The sequence below is a fragment of the Nonomuraea sp. 3N208 genome (assembly GCF_052245935.1).
GTDB lineage: Bacteria > Actinomycetota > Actinomycetes > Streptosporangiales > Streptosporangiaceae > Nonomuraea.
Genome location: NZ_JBQQBR010000012.1, coordinates 71774 through 91744 on the forward strand (window position 1 = coordinate 71774; position 19971 = coordinate 91744).

General features: G+C 69.5%; 17 protein-coding genes. 10 read left to right on the forward strand and 7 right to left on the reverse strand.

What is annotated here, in order from left to right; genetic code table 11:
- Positions 1–64 precede the first annotated feature (64 nt).
- A complete protein-coding gene (locus ACTWPT_RS19620; protein ID WP_443178864.1) occupies positions 65–310 on the forward strand; it encodes a hypothetical protein in 246 nt (81 codons plus the stop codon).
- 35 nt (positions 311–345) lie between these two features.
- Positions 346–744 carry a type II toxin-antitoxin system VapC family toxin gene (locus ACTWPT_RS19625; RefSeq protein WP_443179033.1) on the forward strand — a complete coding sequence of 133 codons (399 nt, stop codon included), beginning with the start codon at positions 346–348 and terminating at the stop codon, positions 742–744.
- A 531-nt stretch (positions 745–1275) separates the two neighbouring features.
- On the opposite strand, the gene ACTWPT_RS19630 is transcribed toward ACTWPT_RS19625, so the two are convergent.
- The 4 genes from ACTWPT_RS19630 to ACTWPT_RS19645 all read right to left on the reverse strand — a co-directional run bounded on the left by ACTWPT_RS19630 (position 1276) and on the right by ACTWPT_RS19645 (position 3911).
- Positions 1276–2358, reverse strand: coding sequence for a monooxygenase (locus ACTWPT_RS19630; protein ID WP_443178865.1), 1083 nt, complete (start codon positions 2356–2358; stop codon positions 1276–1278).
- Between the two features lie 129 nt (positions 2359–2487).
- The gene (locus tag ACTWPT_RS19635) at positions 2488–2739 is read right to left on the reverse strand and encodes a hypothetical protein (RefSeq protein ID WP_443178866.1); all 252 of its coding nucleotides are present in this window, start codon (positions 2737–2739) and stop codon (positions 2488–2490) included.
- 6 nt (positions 2740–2745) lie between these two features.
- Positions 2746–3609, reverse strand: a complete 864-nt coding sequence (locus tag ACTWPT_RS19640) for a hypothetical protein (protein WP_443178867.1) — start codon at positions 3607–3609, stop codon at positions 2746–2748.
- Positions 3600–3911, reverse strand: a complete 312-nt coding sequence (locus ACTWPT_RS19645) for a hypothetical protein (protein WP_443178868.1) — start codon at positions 3909–3911, stop codon at positions 3600–3602. Before ACTWPT_RS19645 ends, ACTWPT_RS19640 begins: the two co-directional genes overlap by 10 nt.
- 133 nt (positions 3912–4044) lie before the next feature.
- Here ACTWPT_RS19645 and ACTWPT_RS19650 point away from each other — a divergent pair, with 133 nt between their 5' ends.
- Both ACTWPT_RS19650 and ACTWPT_RS19655 read left to right on the forward strand, forming a co-directional pair.
- Positions 4045–4434: a YbaB/EbfC family nucleoid-associated protein gene (locus ACTWPT_RS19650; protein ID WP_443178869.1), complete on the forward strand. Its 390-nt coding sequence runs from the start codon at positions 4045–4047 to the stop codon at positions 4432–4434.
- A 28-nt stretch (positions 4435–4462) separates the two neighbouring features.
- Positions 4463–4828: a YbaB/EbfC family nucleoid-associated protein gene (locus tag ACTWPT_RS19655; protein WP_443178870.1), complete on the forward strand. Its 366-nt coding sequence runs from the start codon at positions 4463–4465 to the stop codon at positions 4826–4828.
- Between the two features lie 56 nt (positions 4829–4884).
- Here the strand turns inward: ACTWPT_RS19655 and ACTWPT_RS19660 are convergent, their stop codons facing one another.
- Both ACTWPT_RS19660 and ACTWPT_RS19665 read right to left on the reverse strand, forming a co-directional pair.
- On the reverse strand, positions 4885–6006 hold the full coding sequence (locus ACTWPT_RS19660; protein ID WP_443178871.1) for a sensor histidine kinase: 1122 nt from the start codon (positions 6004–6006) through the stop codon (positions 4885–4887).
- A gap of 54 nt (positions 6007–6060) precedes the next feature.
- Positions 6061–7998 (reverse strand): family 10 glycosylhydrolase, encoded by a 1938-nt coding sequence (locus ACTWPT_RS19665; protein WP_443178872.1) that lies wholly within the window; start codon positions 7996–7998, stop codon positions 6061–6063.
- Positions 7999–8154: 156 nt separating this feature from the next.
- On the opposite strand from ACTWPT_RS19665, the gene ACTWPT_RS19670 reads away from it, so the two are divergent.
- Positions 8155–9669, forward strand: a complete 1515-nt coding sequence (locus ACTWPT_RS19670; protein WP_443178873.1) for a golvesin C-terminal-like domain-containing protein — start codon at positions 8155–8157, stop codon at positions 9667–9669.
- A gap of 53 nt (positions 9670–9722) precedes the next feature.
- Here ACTWPT_RS19670 and ACTWPT_RS19675 read toward each other — a convergent pair whose 3' ends face one another.
- Entirely contained in the window at positions 9723–10637 is a 915-nt protein-coding gene (locus ACTWPT_RS19675; RefSeq protein WP_443178874.1) for an ABC transporter substrate-binding protein, read from the reverse strand.
- 317 nt (positions 10638–10954) lie between these two features.
- Between ACTWPT_RS19675 and ACTWPT_RS19680 the strand changes: the two genes are divergently transcribed.
- From ACTWPT_RS19680 to ACTWPT_RS19700, 5 genes are all read left to right on the forward strand, one after another.
- A complete protein-coding gene (locus ACTWPT_RS19680; RefSeq protein WP_443178875.1) occupies positions 10955–12211 on the forward strand; it encodes a hypothetical protein in 1257 nt (418 codons plus the stop codon).
- Between the two features lie 34 nt (positions 12212–12245).
- Positions 12246–13274: a hypothetical protein gene (locus ACTWPT_RS19685; RefSeq protein ID WP_443178876.1), complete on the forward strand. Its 1029-nt coding sequence runs from the start codon at positions 12246–12248 to the stop codon at positions 13272–13274.
- Between the two features lie 140 nt (positions 13275–13414).
- Positions 13415–14398: a hypothetical protein gene (locus ACTWPT_RS19690; protein WP_443178877.1), complete on the forward strand. Its 984-nt coding sequence runs from the start codon at positions 13415–13417 to the stop codon at positions 14396–14398.
- A 379-nt stretch (positions 14399–14777) separates the two neighbouring features.
- On the forward strand, positions 14778–16559 hold the full coding sequence (locus tag ACTWPT_RS19695) for a putative Ig domain-containing protein (RefSeq protein WP_443178878.1): 1782 nt from the start codon (positions 14778–14780) through the stop codon (positions 16557–16559).
- Between the two features lie 14 nt (positions 16560–16573).
- Complete coding sequence (locus ACTWPT_RS19700; protein ID WP_443178879.1) at positions 16574–19942, forward strand: putative Ig domain-containing protein; 3369 nt, start codon at positions 16574–16576, stop codon at positions 19940–19942.
- The last annotated feature ends 29 nt before the right edge of the window (positions 19943–19971 follow it).

Consider the following 19971-nt stretch of genomic DNA (forward strand, 5'->3'; position numbering starts at 1 on the left):
TGAGTCTATGAATGCTGTAGCTGACGAGGCCATGCCTCACGACGCAGAACCGTCACGTGCCGCCTTGTATGTCGTCCACGATGCGCCTGGCCCGAAGGTCAAGAAGGCCATCACCATGCCAGAACAGCTTGCCGCCGAGATCGACGCCCGCGTCGGACGTGGCGAGTTCTCTGCCTTCATGGCCGGAGCCGCGCAGCACTGGCTGGCCCTGATGAAGACAGGCGAGATCGTCGATGAGTACGAGCGGCAGCACGGCCCCATCAGCGAAGAACGATTGGAGCGAGCGAGGCGTCGGTGGCACGACGCCTGAGAAACGTTCCGATCACGGCTCCTGGGCCACTCTTGGTGCTCGACGCTCAAGCCCTCTCCCTGCTGTCCGATAACCATGCCGACGCCGTGGACCTGGTGGAAGTCGCCCGAGAGGACGGGTATGCGGCAACCGTCAGTGTCGTCACCCTCGCTGAACAGCGTAGGACCGGACAGGCAGCGGCCCGCATGCGCTGGCTCCGTTCTCGGCTGGTGATCATGCCCGTCACCGAGCAGTTGGCCGACCTGGCGGCAACACTGCTGGAGTGCGCCGGGCTCGATGGTCACGACAACGTCATCGACGCGCTAGTGACGGCTACTGCGGCTTCTACAAACGCACCGGGCCGCCTGCTCACTTCCGACGGTTCCCACATTCCCGCCCTTTGCAAGGCCGCCGTCGAGTTGGGCTCGCGGCAGATCCAATGGCTCAAGGTTTAGAAGGTCACGCCCAGGCGTTACGCAATCGCCTTGAGGCTGACGGCCCAGATGGCGTCTCCCTCGCTCCTCACCAGCAGCGCCCGTCCGCCTCAGCAATCGACGAATGTACGGAGTGTGACTTGAGCACCATGTCGACAGTGACTCTCGCCGAGGACAGACCTGTTGGTGCCCCAGCCGGTCTTTCCGATGACTGACACGGCTCATGATCGTCGAGTCAGCCAAGCCAGGCGACACGCGTCTGCCACCCCACCGCGAAAGCGGCCAACTGCGGATTGCCGCCCCGGTGACGCGCACGTGGGCGCAACGGAGAGGTCGTCCAGGTTCGCCAGACGACGTGCTGGCTGAACGAACTCCCTGAGCCTCATCGCCACCCCCGTCCTCACCAGGACGCACGGGAGCGTCCCGGACTGTTGCACCGTGCGCTACGAGTCAGTCAGCTAGCACCGGAAGGAGCGACGAGCGGCGGGAATGCCTGTGCCTTAAGCGGCGGACACGATGGCGATGCCGAGGCACATCTCGTCGCTGGTGCCGTCACCCCACACCACGTATCGCGGCGGCGTCTTCTGGAGTTGCGGCAGCAGGGCGCGCAGGCCGGGCGTCGTGCGTGCAGGTCACCCGGACCACGTCGCCCTTCTTGACCTGGACGGGTGCGGGGAGCACACGAAGCGCCTGGTCGTCGAAGTTGTAGTCGGGCACGCTCAGCAATGTGCGGGCCCCCGGTGTGCCGGGGTTCAGCTCGACCTTGATGGCACGTCCGGGCAGGTGCATGTGGCCGGCCGTGGCGTGCACGGTGGCCGGGCCCCCGACGGACAGGTCGCAGTGCTGCGTGGGGCCAGGCTTGGGGCGGCAGAACTCGGCGAGGTCGGCCAGCTGCTGCTCGATGTCCTTGCCGAACCTGGCGGCGACGTCCTTCACCGCGGCGGCCCGGTCGCACAGCGGGCCCGACTCCTTCGGCGTGCACGGCAACTCCACCGGCGCCGGGAACAACGCGGTCTCGAGCGGCGTCAGCTCCCGCTCGGCGAGGCGCAGCCGGATCCCCGAGCGGTCGGTGCCCGGCTTGCCCTCCACGCCCAGCAGGTTGTAGTGGACCTGCATGACGAGCTGACTGCCTGGCGGCAGCTCGTACCCGTACTCGGCGTCGAGGAGCGTCTCGTTCGTGCCGGGCGCCCAGTGGGCCACCCAGGACGCCTCGTCGACGCCGGAGTCGCCGAAGCACGTGTAGCCCTGGCCGGGGGTGGCGGCGTCGAGCTCGCGGGTCCGCTCGGCCTGCTCCGGGGTGAGCCTGAAGAAGATCGCGTGGTGGACGAGGTCGGTGTTCTGGGGCTGGAACTGGGCACCGGTCAGGAACATCCGGTTCGCCAGCTTCGGGTCGATGAGGAAGCAGCGGTAGTCGTCCGTGCCGCCGTTGGGCGGACCCGGCGTGTACGGCTCCGCCATGGTCAGCGTGACGAACCGTTCGCCGCCCCGGGGCGGGGCGGTCGTGGACGTGGCCGTGGCGGAGTGTCCGGAATCGCTGGAGTGCCCGTCGGCGGCCGGGGTGGTGGTGGACGCGCCACACGAGGTGAGCAGCACGGCCACGACGAGGACGGCGGCCGTCCGGGCTGGTCGGTTCATGGCTCCACACTCGCCTGTGCGAGGCCCGCGGGCATCCTTTCCCGGGACGTTTTCGTTCTTTCCCTGGGATGACACCGCGCGTCAGACCGGCGTCGGCCTTTCCCGCCCTCCATCAGATCTTCGGCGGGGTCAGTACTGGCCGTAGCCGTTGCCGTTAGGCTCCTCCTCCTGCACGTAGTCGAAGTAAACCGTGACGAACGGCCACGGATCGCCGTCATCGTCAGTGTCGTTGTGCAGCACCAGGTCGCGGATCTCGATCCTGCCCATCTCCTCCAGCGTGCTGGCGAGCCTGCGCAGCAGGTTGGGCACGTCGTCCTGTCCTTCACCCCGTGGATTGTTCAGGGAGAAGTGGCGAGCTTGGAATCCCAGCTGGTCGGCCACTTGTTCTTACCTCCTGCCCCGCTTCTGCTTGTTCCGCTCGCCATCGAACTTCTCGGCCTGCCGGACCTTCCCCGCCGCCCGGTTGAAGATACTCCGGTCGTACGGCTTTCCGGCCTCCTTGGCCTCGACCGCCTCCTGCTCCTTGGCGGTGAGGTTGGCCTGGGAATCCGGCCGCCCGCGGCCGCCGCCGCGGCCACCGCGCGACATAGCCATCGTTCCCCGGGACGGTCCGGAGGTGTTGCCGAAGCCCTGCAACCGGGTGGGCGGCCGCAGGCCCACGGTGCGGCCGCCCGCGCCGGCCAGCGCTGGGCTGCCTCCCGGGCCTCCCGGGCGGCGCAGATTCTCCAGGATGCGGCGCATCGGGTCCGTGACCCGATGCCTCAGCATGGGGGCCAGTACCTTGCCGGTGCCCTCGCTGCCCTCGCGAAGGATCTTGCCGACGACCTGACGGCGCATGAGGATCCGGGCGGTGGCGGCCGCGCCGCCTGCCGCGCCACCGATCAGCAGCAGCCTGTGGACGTCGACCAACGCGGCCGCCGCCTGCGTCGCCGAGGCGATCTTCACCGCGGACACCACGGAGGCGCCGCCGTCCAGGAACGCGGGCGACATCCGCATCGCGGTGGCGGCCTGGGTGAGGTGGTCGCCAGAGACCGTGCTCCAGTGGCGGCCCATGGCATTGGCCGACTCGCCGCGGTAGAACTGCTGCGTGTTGCGGACCGCCACATCGGACCGTTCCGCGGCGGGGATCACGTTGGCGCGTGCGGCCCGGTCGGCGTTGCCTTCCGCCCGCATCATGTCCTCGTCGATGGCCGGCCAGGGACCGAGCATCGACATGATGCCGGCGAGCTCGGGAGGCAGGTTCAGGCCCATGCGCCGCCGACGTTCTCGGTGTTCACGACCTCGGTGTCGCGCATGTTCCTGGTCGCGGTGTGCAGGGCGTCGCCGGTCGTGGTGATCTCCCCGGACAGCCCAGTGAGCGCGGCGACCGTCATCTGCCGGCACTCGGCGTACATGCTGGCGAACACGCCGAACAGCCCGTCGTCATGCCAGGAGGAAACACCGTCGCCCTGCTGTCCGTACGCCTCAACGGCGGCCCCGGAGTCCTCGCCATGGGTCCTGATCCGGGAGGCCTCCTGCCCCACCGCCCCCATGGACATCTCAAGTCCCGTCATGTTCGCCGACCATACCGTGATATTTCAGGATCATGGCGACACTTCTCATTAACGATCATGACATTGCAGGTCAAAGATCTATATCGGATGTGTCTAAACTGTTCACTCCACCCGCTGCCCGCCGGAGTACGACATGCCGATACCAGCGCCGGAAGACGACCTCGAATACCTGGAACAGGTCCTCGCCAAGACACGGCAGACCGTGCGTGGCCTGCGGGACGCACAGGCCGCGATCCGGGACGTGACCGGGCGGGCGGCGAGCAAGGACGGCCTGGTCGAGGCGAGCGCGAACGGCAGGGGCGACATGACCGGGCTGCGCATCGACCCGCGGGCGCTGCGGCTCGGCGAGGCCGAGCTCGGCCGGCGGGTGACGGCGGTTCTCCAGGAGGCCCAGCAGGACGCGGCGCGGCAGGCCCAGGAGATCGCGAGCAGGGCCATGGGGGACGCCCCCGAGATGCCCCCGCCGCTCGATGAGGACTTCGTCCGCGCCAGGGTCGAGCAGGTGGCCCGCGATCTTCTCTAGGCTGGAGGCAAGCGTGTACGCCCACGGGATGGATCCCGCTGACATCAAGACCGGACAGTTGGACGAGCTCGGCCGCCAGGGTGAGCGGATGCTGGCCTGGCTGGAGACCGCCCAGGAGGAGCTCGACAAGATCGTCGGCATCGGGCAGGGGCGGTCCGGCCAGGTCAAGGCCGCCGTGGACCCGAACGGCAGGGTCCTGGAGGTCACCTTCGGCCCGCGTGCCCTGCGCCTGGACAGCAAAACGCTGGCGGAGGAGGTGCTGGCGGCCGTCCGCCTGGGCCGGGAGGAGTCCGAACGCCAGGTCCACGACCTGATGCGCGAGGCACTGCCCGGCTACGATCCCGCCGAAGGAAACGCCCGGCTCGGCCGCCTCCTGGACCTGGACGGCGACTGAGCCGGGGCGGTGCCGCGGCCCACTCGTGGATCAAGGCAGCGTCGCCTCGGCCGGGGTCAGGCGGAGCCGCGGGCTGGTCGCCTCGGCTGATTCAGGGCGGGGACGTGGGGAGGACGGCCTCGACGTGGAAGCCGCCGTCCTCGACCGGGCCGGCCTTGAGCGTGCCGCTGGCCAGCTCGACCCACTGCCGTACGTCGTGCAGGCCATCCGCGTCCTCCTGCCCGAGGCCCTCGTCCGGAGGTGTGGCTGACGCTGATCCGGACGACGCCAGGGAGGTAGCGGACCCCGACCCGGGCGTCCGTGCCGGGCGCGTAGTCGCAGACGTTCGCCAGGGCGTCCTGGACCACCCGGTACGCCGTCCGCCCCACCGCGCCGGAGACGGGGACCGGCGTGCCGGACACCACCAGCTCCACGGGCACACCGGCGCAGGCGGACTCCGAGATCGCCGAACGCAGGTCCGGCAGCGGCAGCCCCAGGTCGAAGCCCTCCCCGGTGCCGGGCCGTAACAACGCCACCATGTGACGTAGCTCGTCCAGCACCTCGAAGGCCGTGGTACGCAGTTCCTCCGCCGCCACCCTGCCGCGCTCGTCGGCCGTGGCGTCGGCCAGGGCCCCGGCCTGTAACACCATCCGGCTGACGCGGTGGGTGACGACGTCGTGGATCTCGCCGGCCAGCCGCTCGCGTTCGACCCGCTCGGTCCACTCCTCCAGCGCCCGGTCCAGCCGTGCCCTGACCTCCGCGTACAGGCCGTACAGCACCGCCAGCGCGATCACCACCTCGGTACGCAGGACGAGGGGCGCGGCGGCCGGCCACTCGGCCAGCAGCAGCACCGCCAGAGCGATCGTGATCACCGGCAGCCAGCGCAGGGTGCGGCGCTGCCGCTCGGCCGCGAACCGCATCGCCGCGTACACCGCGAACGGGCACGACGGCGGCCACACCAGCACCTCGTACAGCGGCGGCACGACGGACGGGGCCAGCACGCAGAGCACGGGCAGCGCGACCGCCGCGCCGGCGGCGATCCACGCCACGGTGAGCGGCGCGCGGCGCATCCACACCACCGGCAACGCGGTGGCCAGGAGGATCGGCAGGAGTGGGCCCGTAGAGCCGGTCGTCAGCGTCAAGCCTGCCGCGACGAGGACCGCGACCACGTCGGCAGGCCGCGGACGGGCACCGTCCACCGGCTCATCGTACGATCACCGACCCGGCCTGCCCACCCTCCGAGGTCCCCCGGCTCAGACCTTGGTGATGCGGACGGCGTCGGCGATGACGTACCCCGTCGTGGAGGTCCAGCGGCTCACCCCGACCACGTTGTACGTGCCCGCGTTGAGGGAGAACGTGCCGATGCCGCGCCACGTCCCGCCCCCCGACCGCTGGTCCACCGTGACCGTCTGATTGCCGCCCGACGCTGCCACGATGTGCGGTGTCGCGCTGTTGTACCCGGAGTTGGCCGGATACCAGATCTCCACCCGATAGCTGCCCGCGCTCGGGATGGACGCCGGGAACCAGGCGGGATCACTGGCCGCGACCGGGTCGGCGAAGCGGTAGTCGGTGCCGTGCAACTGTGTCGAATACGTGGACGTGCCCCAGTTGGCGCTTGCCGTGAAGCCGGACCCGGCATTGTCGATCACCACGCTGAACGCGGACCCGCCGGAGGCCACCTTGCCCGCACTGGGCGCGCTCTCCTGGTGCGTCCTGTTGAGCGCGGTCACGTAGTAGGTCTGCGTCCCGCTGGCGGTCGGGTCGGTGAAGGTGGTCTTCCTGGTGGTGGTGATCAGGTTGCGGGCGTCGGCGAAGAAGCACGGGTCCGCCGCGGACGGGGAACCGGCCACGCGGTAGACCGCGTACGACGTCCCCGACCCGGTCCAGGTCAGCTGGACGCCGCCCGTGACCTGGGTTGCGGAGGTGATGACCGGCGCGGCGGGGGCGGCCGCCGAGCCGCGGGCAGGCAGCAGCGCGGGCTTGGTGTAGTGGGCGTTGACGAGCCTGGTGATCGCGCCGATCCGGTCGGCCTTGACGTCCTTGGCGCTGAAGTAGACGTCGCCGACGACCTCGGAATGTTTCCTATTGTCGGTGAGGTGGTCGCTGAGCTCGGCCGGGTCCTGCCAGGCGGCGTCCTGGCCGGACGCGCCCGCGCGGTAGGCGGCCTGGCCGACGACGAGTTGCACGCCGGTGTCCCGTACGACGTCGGACCACCAGGCGGTGAGCACCTCGTAGGCGGCGGTGGAGAAGCCGATGTGCCAGTAGATCTGCGGCGCGATGTAGTCGACCCAGCCCTGCTTCACCCACTGCCGGCTGTCGGCGTAGATGGCGTCGTACGACTGCAGCCCCGAGGTGCGCGAGCCGAGCGGGTCGGTGCCGGAGTTGCGCCAGATGCCGAACGGGCTGATCCCGAAGGACACGTGCGGCTTGGCGGCGTGGATGCGCTGGTCGAGCTCGCGGACGAGGAGGTTGACGTTGTTGCGCCGCCAGTCGCCGACGTTGCCGAATGAGCCGCCGTACTGGGCGTACGTGGCGGCGTCCGGGATGCTCTCCCCGCTGACCGGATAGGGGTAGAAGTAGTCGTCGAGGTGCACGCCGTCGAGGTCGTAGCGGGAGACGGCATCCATGATCGCGTCCTCGATGAAGTCGCGTACCGCCGGGATACCCGGGTTGTAGTAGAGCTTGCCACCGTAGGCGAAACGCCAGCCGGGGTTCTGCCGTGCCGGGTGCGTGGAGACGAGCCTGGTCGGGTCGTCGTGGTTGGCGATCCGGTACGGGTTGAACCAGGCGTGGAACTCCAGGTTGCGGGCGTGGGCCTCGTTGACCATGAACGCCAGCGGGTCGTACCCGGGGTTGCCGCCCTGGGTGCCGGTCAGCCACTGCGACCACGGCTCGTACGGCGACGGCCAGAACGCGTCGGCCGTCGGCCTGACCTGCACGACCACGGCGTTCATGCGCTTGGCAACGGCCAGGTCCAGCCACGCGCGGAACTCGGCCTGCTGCGCGGACGCGCTCAGCCCGGTGCGGCTGGGCCAGTCGATGTTGGCGACCGTGGAGATCCACATGGCTCTGAGCTGGCGTTTGGGGGTGGCGGGGTCGATCATGCAAGCGGCTGCGGAAGCGGTGGGGACGACGACGCTGACGAGTGCGGCGGTGAGCGCCGCTAAGGCGATACGCAAGAGCGCGGTCACGAAGGGAATCTTCAGGGCAATCAGACTGAAGCGCAATAGTCTTCAAGAAACCTGTGGGCGGAAAGTTTCACCTAACACCAAAGTAATGTCAATTATCGACATCAGTCAGGACATGCCATACGTTGCACCCGTCACCCTTGTGAACGAGGAGCACCCATGACTCTCGCCCGCACGCGATTAGCAGCCCTCGCCACCTCGATTCTCGCCGTCCTCCTCATCGCCGCAGGCCAGCCCACCATGGCAGTGGCCAAGGAGGCCCCGCTGCCCGCCGCCTTCGCCAAGGCGGCGGCCGAGTACGACGTGCCGCGTGACCTGCTCGTCGCCCTCGCCTACGCCGAGACCCACCTCGACGGCCACAACGGCGAGCCCAGCGCCAGCGCCGGCTACGGCATGATGCACCTGGTCAGCAACCCGACCAACCACTCGCTCGAGAAGGCCGCCGAGCTCACCAAGCTCCCGGCCGAGAAGCTGCGCAAGGACGACGAGGCCAACATCCTCGGCGGCGCGGCGGTCCTGCGCTCCCGCGCCGACGCGCTGGGCCTCGACGAGACCGCCAGGAAGGACATCGGCCGCTGGTACCAGGCCGTCGCCGAGTACGGCAACGCCTCCTCGCCCGAGCTGGCCCGCCTGTACGCCGACGCCGTGTACGAGCAGCTCGGCCTCGGCATCGACGCCCGCGGCGTGCAGGTCAAGCCGCAGGAGGTCACCGCCGACCGCGGCGACCTGGCCACGGCCCGCGACCTGAACGCGCAGGCCGAGGTCGCCAGCCCCGACTACCCGCCGGCCGCCTGGGTCCCGGCCTACTCCGGCAACTACCGCGTCGCCAACCGCGAGAGCGACTACAACATCGACCGCGTGATCATCCACGTGACACAGGGCTCGTACGCGGGCACCATCTCCTGGTTCCAGAACCCGAGCGCCAACGTCTCGTCGCACTACGTGGTCAAGTCCTCGAGCGGCGCCATCACCCAGATGGTGCGTGACAAGGACGTCGCCTGGCATGCGGGGAACTCGACCTACAACAACCGGTCCATCGGCATCGAGCACGAGGGCTTCGTCAACGACGCCTCGTGGTTCACCGACGCGATGTACCGGGCCTCCGCGGCCCTGACCAAGGCCCTGTGCGACAAGTACGGCATCCCCAAGACCAGGACCGGCATCATCGGCCACAACGAGGTGCCCGGCGCGACCCACACAGACCCGGGCTCGCACTGGAACTGGACCACGTACATGAACTACGTGACCGGTGGCGGCACCCCGTCGTGGACGACGACCGTCGACAACACCACGGCCGGCCAGTTCACCGCCAGCGCCAACTGGGGCACCTCCGCCTACTCCAGCCAGCGGTACGGTGCCGACTACCGCTTCGCCGACCCGGTCGCCGCCAGCGACCCGGCGTGGTACTCGGCGACGATCCCCAGCGCCGGCACGTACCGGGTCGAGGTCTGGCATCCGGCTGATCCCGGGTACAACAGCTCGGCGCCGTACATCGTGGCGGCATCGGGCGGCAACCAGACCGTGTACGTCGACCAGCGCTCGGGCGGCGGGGCGTGGCGCAGCATCGGCACGTTCTCCCTCAACGCGGGCACGTACAACGTGGTCGGCGTGAGCCGCTGGACCTCCGGCACGGGCCTCGTCATCGCCGACGCGGTCCGCATCAGCCGGATCTGACACCCTTCGTACGGCCCGCGCCCGCTCCGGCGGGTGCGGGCCGCACCCTTTGCTCAGCCCACGGCGACGGGCCCATCAGCCTCCCACCGGGTGAGCACCGCCCGATGGCCGACCTGGAGGCCGGTGTGCGGGTCGATCGCGAAGGCGCCGAACAACGTGGTGGTCTCCAGCGCGGCGGCGACGCCCCACAACTCCTCCGGCCCGGTGCTTCCCGCCTCCGCGGCGCAGTGGGTCGCGATGATCGCGGTGGCCACGGCCTGGACGGCGGGATAGTCGGGAAAGGTCCCGGACCGCTCCCGATAGGCGTCGAGAAACTCCCGCTCGGAAACGCCGAGTTCGGCATACCCGCCACCCGGGAACCACTGCCCGACCCCGTAAATCCCCCGCGGTTCGTCCATGGCCTCGCCGAAGTCCCGCACCCCTGCCGCCACGGCACAAACGACCCGCGGACCCCCGGCCTGCTTGATCACTTCGACGTCCTCGTCGAACGACCCGGCACACAGCAGATTCCACTCCCCATACGCCGGAAGGCTGTCCCCGGACCCGATACGACTCACCGGAATGCCCCATTCCCTCGCACAGGCCTCCGCACCCCCGGCCACCTGCCGCCCGAAGCTTCCCTTGCCCTCGGCGATCCACAACCGGCTCCTGTTGCCGCTCTCAGCGAGATGGCGGACGAAGGGCTCGGCGTACCGGCTCGTCGGTGTAGGAACCGAGACGACATACCCAGGATGAGCCGCTTCCACATCGTCGCCCGAGCCGCCGTGGTTCCAGAGGAGGCGGTCCAGCCCCGCGACGACGTCTCCCGCCCTCCGTGCGAGCCCGGTGGAGTACGGCCCCAGCAGGATGTCGCAGCGCTCCGACAGCGCGCGAAGGACGTGCTCCAGTACGTCCGGATCGCTGCGGTCGTCCTCGACGATCACCTCCGCGGAGTCGTCGAGGGACCGCCAGACCTCCAGACCGAGCATGGCCTGCTTGCCGAAACGGGAGTGTCTCCCTGAGAGGGACAAGGGTGCCCCAAGCCGGAGATCGGCGATCCGAGGCATCGTCTCACCCCTCTCGGAGTCACATCAGGTGAGGTCGTCGAGCGGTACACCGCCCGCGAGGTACTGGAACCTTCCCGAATCCGCTGTCATCCATGCCCTGTAGAGCGACGATCTCCGTCTCGCCGGCGCGGTGCCCCCGATGACCGGCGTTGACCACCGATGGTCGCCGTCTGGCTGGTCATTGAACGCCGCCGTAGTCAGGGATCTCCGGAATCTTTCCGACGCAAGAGGAGAGCACTGTGAGATCACCTTCGAGACTGCGCCGCACGGTGGCCGGGCTGGCCGTCGGCAGCGCCGTCGTCGCGGCCGCGTTCACCACGGATACGGCCAGCGCCGGCACAAGGACCGCCGACCCGTTCGGAGGGTTCGACCCCGGTTCCGGGTTCACGTCGCCGGGCGGCGGCTCGGGCGGCTTCGACATCTCCGACTTCTTCGGTGACCTCGGCGACTTCGCCAACCCGAACCCCCTGCCGCCCAGTGGGGGATTCCCCGGGGACACGGGCACGCCCGTGCCGCCCCAGAACGGCGGCCAGCCGCAGACCGGCCCGAACGGCACCTCCACCCCACCGCGGGGCACGCCCGGACAGACCCCCTCGACCAACGGGAGCCTCAGCGACTGGCTCGAGCAGGAGCTGAAGAGGGCCGGAGGCATCGTGACGACCGCCGCCGCGGAACGCCTCGCGGGCCTGATCAGGGGGCAGTCGCCACAATCTCCGCCCCAGCAACGGCCAGGACAGCCGCAGACTCAGTCTCAATCTCAGCCCCAGCAACCGCAGGGGCGGCCGCCGACCCAGCAGTCGCAGGGGCAGCAACCACCGGCCCAACTGCCGCAGAGCGGAGCGCAGACGCTGGCGCAGCCGGACCAGCCGGGAACGCTGAGCCAGCGTGGCTCGCAGGGCCGGCAGGACTCCTACGACCGGGGGGACCGGGACGGCAGGGACTGGAACGACCGCAGGGACCGCAACAACTGCAAGGACCGCAGAAGCCGGAACAATCGCAGGGACCGCGACGACTGCAAGAACCGCAACGACCGCAGGGACTGGAACGGCCACAACGACCGCTGGGACGAGAACGACTGGAACCGTCGACGGGACCTGTGGTTCTGGGCGACTCCTCAGCAGCAGAACTGTCGCACCCCCGCCTACGTCAGGCTCATCCGAGCGCCGAAACGCGACGGCAGGCTCACGGCCGCGAATGCCTTCATCGGCGGCGAGAAGGCCGGTGAAACGCTCACCATCCCCGACAACGAGTTCCTGGCCGCCTTCGGCGACAAGCTGCGCGGCAGGAGCAAGGCCTCCTACATCTTCCTGTCCAGCGAAGGATCGAAGGTCTTCAGCCCTCAGCCCGTGGTCGCCTCGAACTCCGTTCTGAACGACACCAATCGGTACTCCCCGATCTTCCTCACCAAGGGTGTCACGTACACGCTGATCGTCCAGTACTACAACACCTGCGGCGAGCTGATCACCGACGTCCTCGGCCAGGTGAAGCGTGGCTAGTCCGGGCGACTCCGCCCAGGAAGGAAGCCAAGACATGCGTACGCGTAAGACTCGGCGCCGCGTGCTGCCGATCGTCGCAGCGCTCGCACTGATCGCCGGGAGTGGGGCCCTCGTAACGGGCTCGGCCCGCGCCGACCTCATGGATCTGCCGTGGGAGGACCTCACCTGGTCTGAAGGCACCGACAGCGGCGGCGCCGGGATGAACGACGTCGTGACCGGAGGCGGCGACCAGGAGCAACCCGCCGATCTCTTCGGCGACGACGCTTCGACTGGGCAGAACGGCCTCTACGACTCTGATGCCGGCGATCCCGGCCAGTCGGAGACCGGCGCATACGACCTGAACTGGCCGACGAACTCCGAGCAAGGAGACACAGAGTCCGGCGACATGGGATCAGGCGAATCCGGGTCGCTGGGCTCCGGGCCGGCAGACCCTGGGCAGGCGGACTCGGAGTCGCTGGACCCCGAGTCGGCGAGCCCGGAGTCGGCGGACCCGGAGTCGGCGGACTTGGGCGGGCAGCAACCGGTTCCCCCCAAACCCTCTCCCAGGCCCACCCCGCTGCGGCCGCCGCCCCCGCCGGACCCCGCCACGGCCAACAAGGAGTTCCACGACGCCGTGAACACCGCGTTCGACCGGTTGAAGCGCTACCCCAAGTGCAACAAGTTCGTCACGGGCCTGGACAGTCCAGACGGCAAGACGGCCCTCGAAGTTCTCGAGACGCTCTGGAGAGCGCCCAGGCTGTTCGATGTGTACTCCAAGCACGGCACACCCGCGCCCGACGGACGCCTGCCGTACGCGGAGGCCACATACGGCAAGGGCGCAGCCGGAACGATCTACCTGTATCAGGAGTGGCATCAGTCGGAGCCGCTGCCGGTGATGTACAACAACGACGACGGTGGCAAGCCGCTCGACCCCAATGAGTGGCGGACGCTCATCCTGCTCCACGAGCTCGCACACCTCACCAAGGCCATGAGCAGCCACAAGACCGCGGCCGGTGACACCAAGAACACCTACCTGATGAACGAGGGCATCGTCCTGACCTGCCTGCGAGGCAAGGGCAAGTAGCCCACGTCGCTGCGCCCGGCGGGATCGACCGCGCTCCCGCCGGGCGCACTGCCGCGCGGGGTCCGTTCGTCAAATGAAGCCGTCCACCGGCCGGGGGACCGCCGAATAGGAGGTGTCACTTCATCACGTCAGGGGGCACGATGACTCACTACGACAGCGCCACAAGAGGGCGGCGGGAGCGGCCGGTGCCGCCCGGCCCGCTTCAGGACTTCGCCCAAGGGCTACGCGACCTTCGAGCCGCAGCGGGCAGCCCGAGTTACCGGGCGATGGAACGCAAGGCGGGATACTCGGCCTCGGCCCTGTCCGCGGCCGCCGCAGGGGACCGGCTGCCGAGCCTGGCCGTCACGCAGGCATACGTCGGTGCCTGCGGCGGCGACCAGGACGAATGGACCCGCAAATGGCTCACCCTCAGAGCCGACCTGGACAAGACCCACGACGCCGTGGTGTTCCCGCGTGTCGCGGGCGCGTACGCCCCACCGGCAGGTCTGAGTCGCCGCCGTATGGTGAAGCTCTGCGTGATCCTGGTCGCGCTCGGGCTGGCCGGGCTGGTCTCGGCCGCCGCACTCCGCGACGGCTCAACGACACAGGCCAAGGAAACCCAGGAGCCGACAGCCGCGCCACATCAGCGCCCGCCTGCCTTCACGGCGGTCGCCGGACCCAGTTGCCCACGCGACACCATTCGCACTGTCCGCATCACCGGAATGTCCGGTCGCGACGGCTGGAAAGACGCCAGCGCACCCGGCTGGACCGGCGCAGGATGCGGAAACAGTTTCCTGTTCTCCGAACTCACCCAGAACGCCAACGCCCGAAACACCTTCCAATGGCGATTCACCACCGGACTCCGCAGCCAACACCAATGCTTAGTGGCCGTCTACATCCCCAAATCCGGCCTGGCCGGACAACGAGTCTGGTACACCGTCCGAGACGGCTTCGACGACGACGCCCGCACCGTCGCCGAATTCACCCTCGACCAACGCATGCGCAACGGCACCTGGGTCCCCGCACCCGTCCCCATCATCACCACCACCGGCCTCGTCATGGTCGAAATCACCGACACCGGCACAGGCAACACCACAGGCAACCAATCCATGGCAGCCGGCCCAATCCGGCTCACATGCCCGTGAGTCGAATTCTCCGAGTTTCGCGCCGCCCACACCAAAAGGGGTCGTCCCGGCGCTCCACGACTTCGCCTTGACCTGGGCGGCCCCTGCCATCGTGGTGCTGGTGTGCTTCGCCCAGGTACCGGGCCGCTGCCAGCAGGCCCGTTCATGGCCGCCCACGCTCGACGGCGACAGTTACCGGTGCCTGCCGCTTCACGCACGGGCGCGAAACCTAGCCTGTGAGGGAATCTAGGTCAAACCGTTTACCTGTGAGGGCTATCCGCGATATAGATACGCAAGGCATGGAGATCGGTTTCTATGCCAGGCTGCGCCGACCCTCGACCCTCGGCACGGCACATCACGCTCCCATCCCGATTCGCCCCCTCACCCGAAGGACCCCCCAATGACCGACCCCCACGGCATCGGGCTGACCCGGCGCACCCTCCTCCAGGCCGCGGGCGCCACCGCCGCCGCATACTCAGTGATCGGCACGATGGCCGGCGCCGCACATGCGGACGACCGGTCCGAGGTCGCCGACCGACTGGTGGTGTACCCCGTCCCGGACGGGGTGCCGACCAACGCGAGCTTCTCCGTCAAGGCACGCACCCCGAACGGCCAGTGGCAGACCGTGCCCGTCCTCCGCGGCACGACCAAGACGATCAACGAGAAGACGGGCGCCGGCATCGTCCGGAACACCTCGGTCGCCACCTTCGACTTCAACGGCACCGTGGAGGTCGAGGTCACCTCGGCCAAGGGTGCCATCGGCTCCGCGCGGATCCGCCCGCTGTCGTACGGCGTCAAGCCCGAAGTAGCCGGCGACACTGTGCGCTTCAGCCTCAGCGAGCCGCGCAACCTCTCCATCGAGATCGACGGCGAGATCTTCGACAACCTGCAGCTGCACGCCAACTCGATCGAGGCGCAGCGGCCCGAGCAGGACGACCCCGGCGTCATCTACTTCGGCCCCGGCCTGCACACCGTGCCCAACAACGTGCTGATGGTGCCCAGCGGCAAGACGGTCTACCTGGCCGGCGGCGCGGTGCTGAGGGCCCGGGTGGAGTTCAACAAGGTCGAGAACGCCCGGCTGCTCGGCCGGGGCATCCTGTGGAACGCCGACGGCGGCATCACGGCGGCGTTCTCCAAGAACATCGAGATCGACGGCATCATGGTGCTCAACCCGCGCACGGGCTACGCCTGCACCATCGGCCAGTCCAAGCAGGTCACCGTCCGCAACCTGCGCTCCTACAGCAGCGGCCAGTGGGGCGACGGCATCGACGTGTTCAGCAGCGAGGATGTCCTGATCGAAGGCGTCTTCATGCGCAACAGCGACGACTGCATCGCCATCTACGCCCACCGCTGGGACTACTACGGCGACACGCGCAACGTCACCGTACGGGACTCCATCCTCTGGGCCGACGTCGCGCACCCGGTGAACATGGGCACGCACGGCAACCCCGAGAAGCCGGAGGTCATCGAGAACATCGTGTTCAGCAACATCGACGTTCTCGACCACCGCGAGCCCCAGATCCTCTACCAGGGCTGCTTCGCCATGAACACTGGCGACAGCAACCTGATCCGCAACGTCCGCATCCAGGACGTGCGGGTGGAGGACTTCCGCTGGGGCCAGCTGATCAACATGCGTGTCATGGCCAACCGGTACAACTCCTCGCCAGGCCGGGGCATCGAGGACGTGTACGTGTGGAACCTGAAGTACGACGGCACCCGCGCCAACATGTCGGTCATCGTCGGCTACGACGCGGACCGCCCGGTCAAGAACGTCACCTTCCAGAACCTGGCGATCAACGGCACGGTCATCGCCGACACCATGCAGAAGCCCCGCTGGTACCTGACCCAGGACACGGTCCCGATGTTCGTCAACGAGCACGTGAAGAACCTGCGCTTCCTGGACTCGGCCGCGCCCGTGGCCACCGTCGCGCCGGAGATCACCAGCCTGGGCGCGGCCACGGTCGCGGCGCGGCAGATCTTCAACCACCTGATCACCGCGACCGCGCTGCCGACGTCGTTCAACGCCGAGGGCCTGCCGAAGGGCCTCACGGTGGACGACAACACGGGTCTGATCTCCGGAACCCCGCAGGTTCCCGGCACCTACACGGTCACCGTCTCGGCCACGAACAACGTGGGCACGGCGACGAAGTCCCTCACCATCACCGTCGGGCACCCGGCCTGAGCAAGGAGACACCTGTGCATCCCCTCAGCCGACGGTCGTTCCTCAGCGCGGCGGGGCTCGCGACCGTGGCCGGGAGCGGGCTGCTGCCCGTTTCCGCCACGCCCGCGTGGGCCCTGAGCGCGGAAGGAGCGAATGCGGAAGAAGCGTTCGCCTTCGTTCACCCCGGCCTCCTCCACTCCCGCACCGACCTGGACCGGATGAAGTCCGCGGTCGCGGCCGGACGCGAGCCGATCGCCGCAGGCTTCGCCGCGATGGCCGCCCACGCCCGCTCCCAGCACACCTACACCGTCCAGAACACCGGGCAGATCACGACCTGGGGCCGCGGCCCCACCAACTTCGCCAACCAAGCCGCCGCCGACGCGGCCGCCGCCTACCAGAACGCCCTGATGTGGGCGATCACCGGCGACGTACGCCACGCCGACAAGGCACGCGACATCCTGGACGCCTGGGCGGCCTCCCTCACCGGCGTCACCGGCGCGGACGGGCAGCTCGGCGCCGGAATCCAGGGGTTCAAGCTGGTCAACGCCGCTGAGATCCTCCGGCACACCGGCTACGACGGCTGGCCGGAGACGTCTGTGCGGCGCTGCGTCCGCTCCTTCACCGACGTCTGGTACCCGACGGTGTCCAGTTACTGCCTGTACGCCAACGGCAACTGGGACCTCGGCGCGCTCCGTACGATCCTCGCCATCGCGGTGTTCTGCGACGACCGGGTGATGTTCGAGGACGCCATGCGGTTCGCGACGGCCGGGGCCGGCAACGGTTCCGTGCTCAACCGCGTGGTCACGGCCGCCGGGCAGGGCCAGGAGTCCGGCCGCGACCAGGCCCACGAGCAGCTCGCGGTCGGCCTGCTGGCGGACGCGGCCCAGGTCGCCTGGCAGCAGGGCGTGGACCTCTTCGGCTTCGCCGACGACCGGATCCTCGCCAACTTCGAGTATTTCGCCCGCTACAACCTCGGCGACGACTCCGTGCCGTTCACCCCCGATCTCGACCGCACCGGCAAGTACATCAAGACGGCCGTCTCCAACCGGCAGCGCGCCGTGTTCCGGCCGCTGTGGGAGATGGGGTACGCCCACTACGCGGGACGCCTCGGCAAGTCCGCTCCCTACACCGAGAAGGTGATCTTCCGGGGCGAGGGCGGGACACGCGTGGTCGAGGGCTACAACGACGACCACCCGTCGTGGGGGACCCTCACCTTCGCCGGTACGGAGCGCGGCGCGGGCCTGCCGGCCGGTGCGCCCACCGCCCCGGCCGGTGTGACGGCGGCCTCCGGCGAGGCGGGGATCGAGGTCGCCTGGGCGCCGGTGGTCGGCGCCCAGAGCTACGCGGTGTGGCGGAAAGAGCCGGACGCCGACGCGTACACGCGGCTCGCCGACGGCCTCACCGCGACCTCTTACACCGACCGCACCGCAGGCGTGGGCCGCACCTACGCCTACACGGTCACGGCGGCCGACGGCCAAGGCGCCGGACCTCGATCACTGCCTGCCGTGGCGGCTTCCGGACTGCCCGCGCCCTGGCGTACCGGTGACATCGGCGAGACCCGGCCGAAGGGCCGGACCGGATACGACGGTGAGCGCATGACCATGGAGGCGGGCGGCGCGGGAATCGCCGGGGACGCCGACTCCTTCCGCTTCGCCTGGCTGCCGCTGGCGGCGGACGGCGCCGTCACCGCCCGGGTCGTGTACCCGCTCAGCTCGCAGTACTCCCAGGTGGGCGTCATGGTGCGCGGCTCGCTCGACGCGGGCGCGCCGCACGCGGCGATGCTGCTCCAGGGTCTGCCGCTGCACGCCTGGAGCGGGGTGTGGACGGTACGGGCCACGCCCGGCGGCGCCACGCGGGGCTCCGGCTCCATCCCCGTGCCGCCGTCACAGCGCTCGACGATCACGGTGAACGCCGGTTTCCCGATCTCCGAGCTCGGGCCGCTGCCCGAGTCGGCGACGCCGCTGGAATCCCCCTATGTGGAGGCGGCGGGTGACGGCTACCGGCTGCGGATGCCCTACTGGGTGCGGATCACGCGCAAGGGATCCCTCCTCACGGGCGAGATCTCGCCGGACGGGCACGAGTGGACCACGGTGGGCTCGGACGAGCTGCCGCTGGGCCGGCACGCCCTGGTGGGGCTCGCCTTCACCTCGTGCTTGGGGGTCGCGCAGGACTACGCGGAGACCGGCACGGCCTGCTTCGACAACGTCACGGTGGCGGCGGCCGGCGGCACCGGCTGGTCGGTCTCCGAGCCGCAGGGCGGCGTGAGCGAGGTGCAGGCGGCAGAGGACGACTCCGCGGTCCAGCTCACGTGGCGGGACGACGACCTGTCCGGGCGGTACACGGTGTGGCGCGGGGAACCGGAAGGAGGCCCCTATCGGGTGCTGGCCACCGGCGTCGCCCCGGTCGGGTTCGGCACGCGGTCCCGGTTCAGGGATGCCACCGGCGTTCCCGGCCGCACGTACCACTACGTCGTCGCGCGCGGCAACAGGGCCGGGACGGGGCCGCGCTCGCGTCCGGTGAGCGCCCGGATGCCCCAGCCGGCCGCGGCGCCCGCACTGTCCATCCCCAAGATCGCGTACGGCGCCGCCGGGCGGCCGTTCCGCCTCGTCGTGCGCGCCACGGGCGATCCCGTACGGTTCACGGCGACGGGCCTGCCCAGCGGGCTGAGCCTCGACCCCCGGACCGGTGTGCTCTCTGGCACCCCCGCTGAGTCCGGAGAGCACACCATCCGGCTGGCGGCGGAGAACGCGAGCGGCTCGGGAACGGCAGCGCTCCCGCTGACCGTGGCCGCCGCCCCGCCGGACCCCTGGGGGTACCGCGACCTCGGCGACGTGGTTTATGACGACCGGCTCCACGGCACGTACGGCGTGGCGTACGTCCGCACCACCGGGGTCACCCACCACGACAACGGGGTCTTCACCGTGCGTGGCGCGGGCGTCGACCTCAACGTCAACGGGCAGGGCGCGAGCGCCCATTTCGCGTACCTGCCGCTGACCGGGGACGCGGAGTTCACGGCCCGGCTGACCGGGCCGACCGGCGAACCCGGCCGGATCGGGGTGGTGATGGCGAAGTCACTCAATCCGTTCGACCTGATGGCCGGGACGGTGGTGGCCGCCGGAGGAAACGGCGTGTGCCAGTTGATCCGGCGGACGAAGGTGGCCGGCAGCGCGCCGGCGGTGAACGGCCCGTCGTTCTCCGGAGCCCCGGTGTGGCTGCGGCTGCGGCGCACGGGACTGGTCTTCACTGCCTCCGTGTCGGGCGACGGTACGACCTGGACGACGGTGGGCCAGGACACGCTGGCGGCTTTCGGCGATGCTCCGTACTACGCGGGCCTCGCCGTGACGTCCGGAAGCCCGGACACTCTGGCCACCGCCGTGTTTGACCAGGTCACGTGGCGTACCTGAGGGACACCGGCGTTCAAGAGCCGCACCTG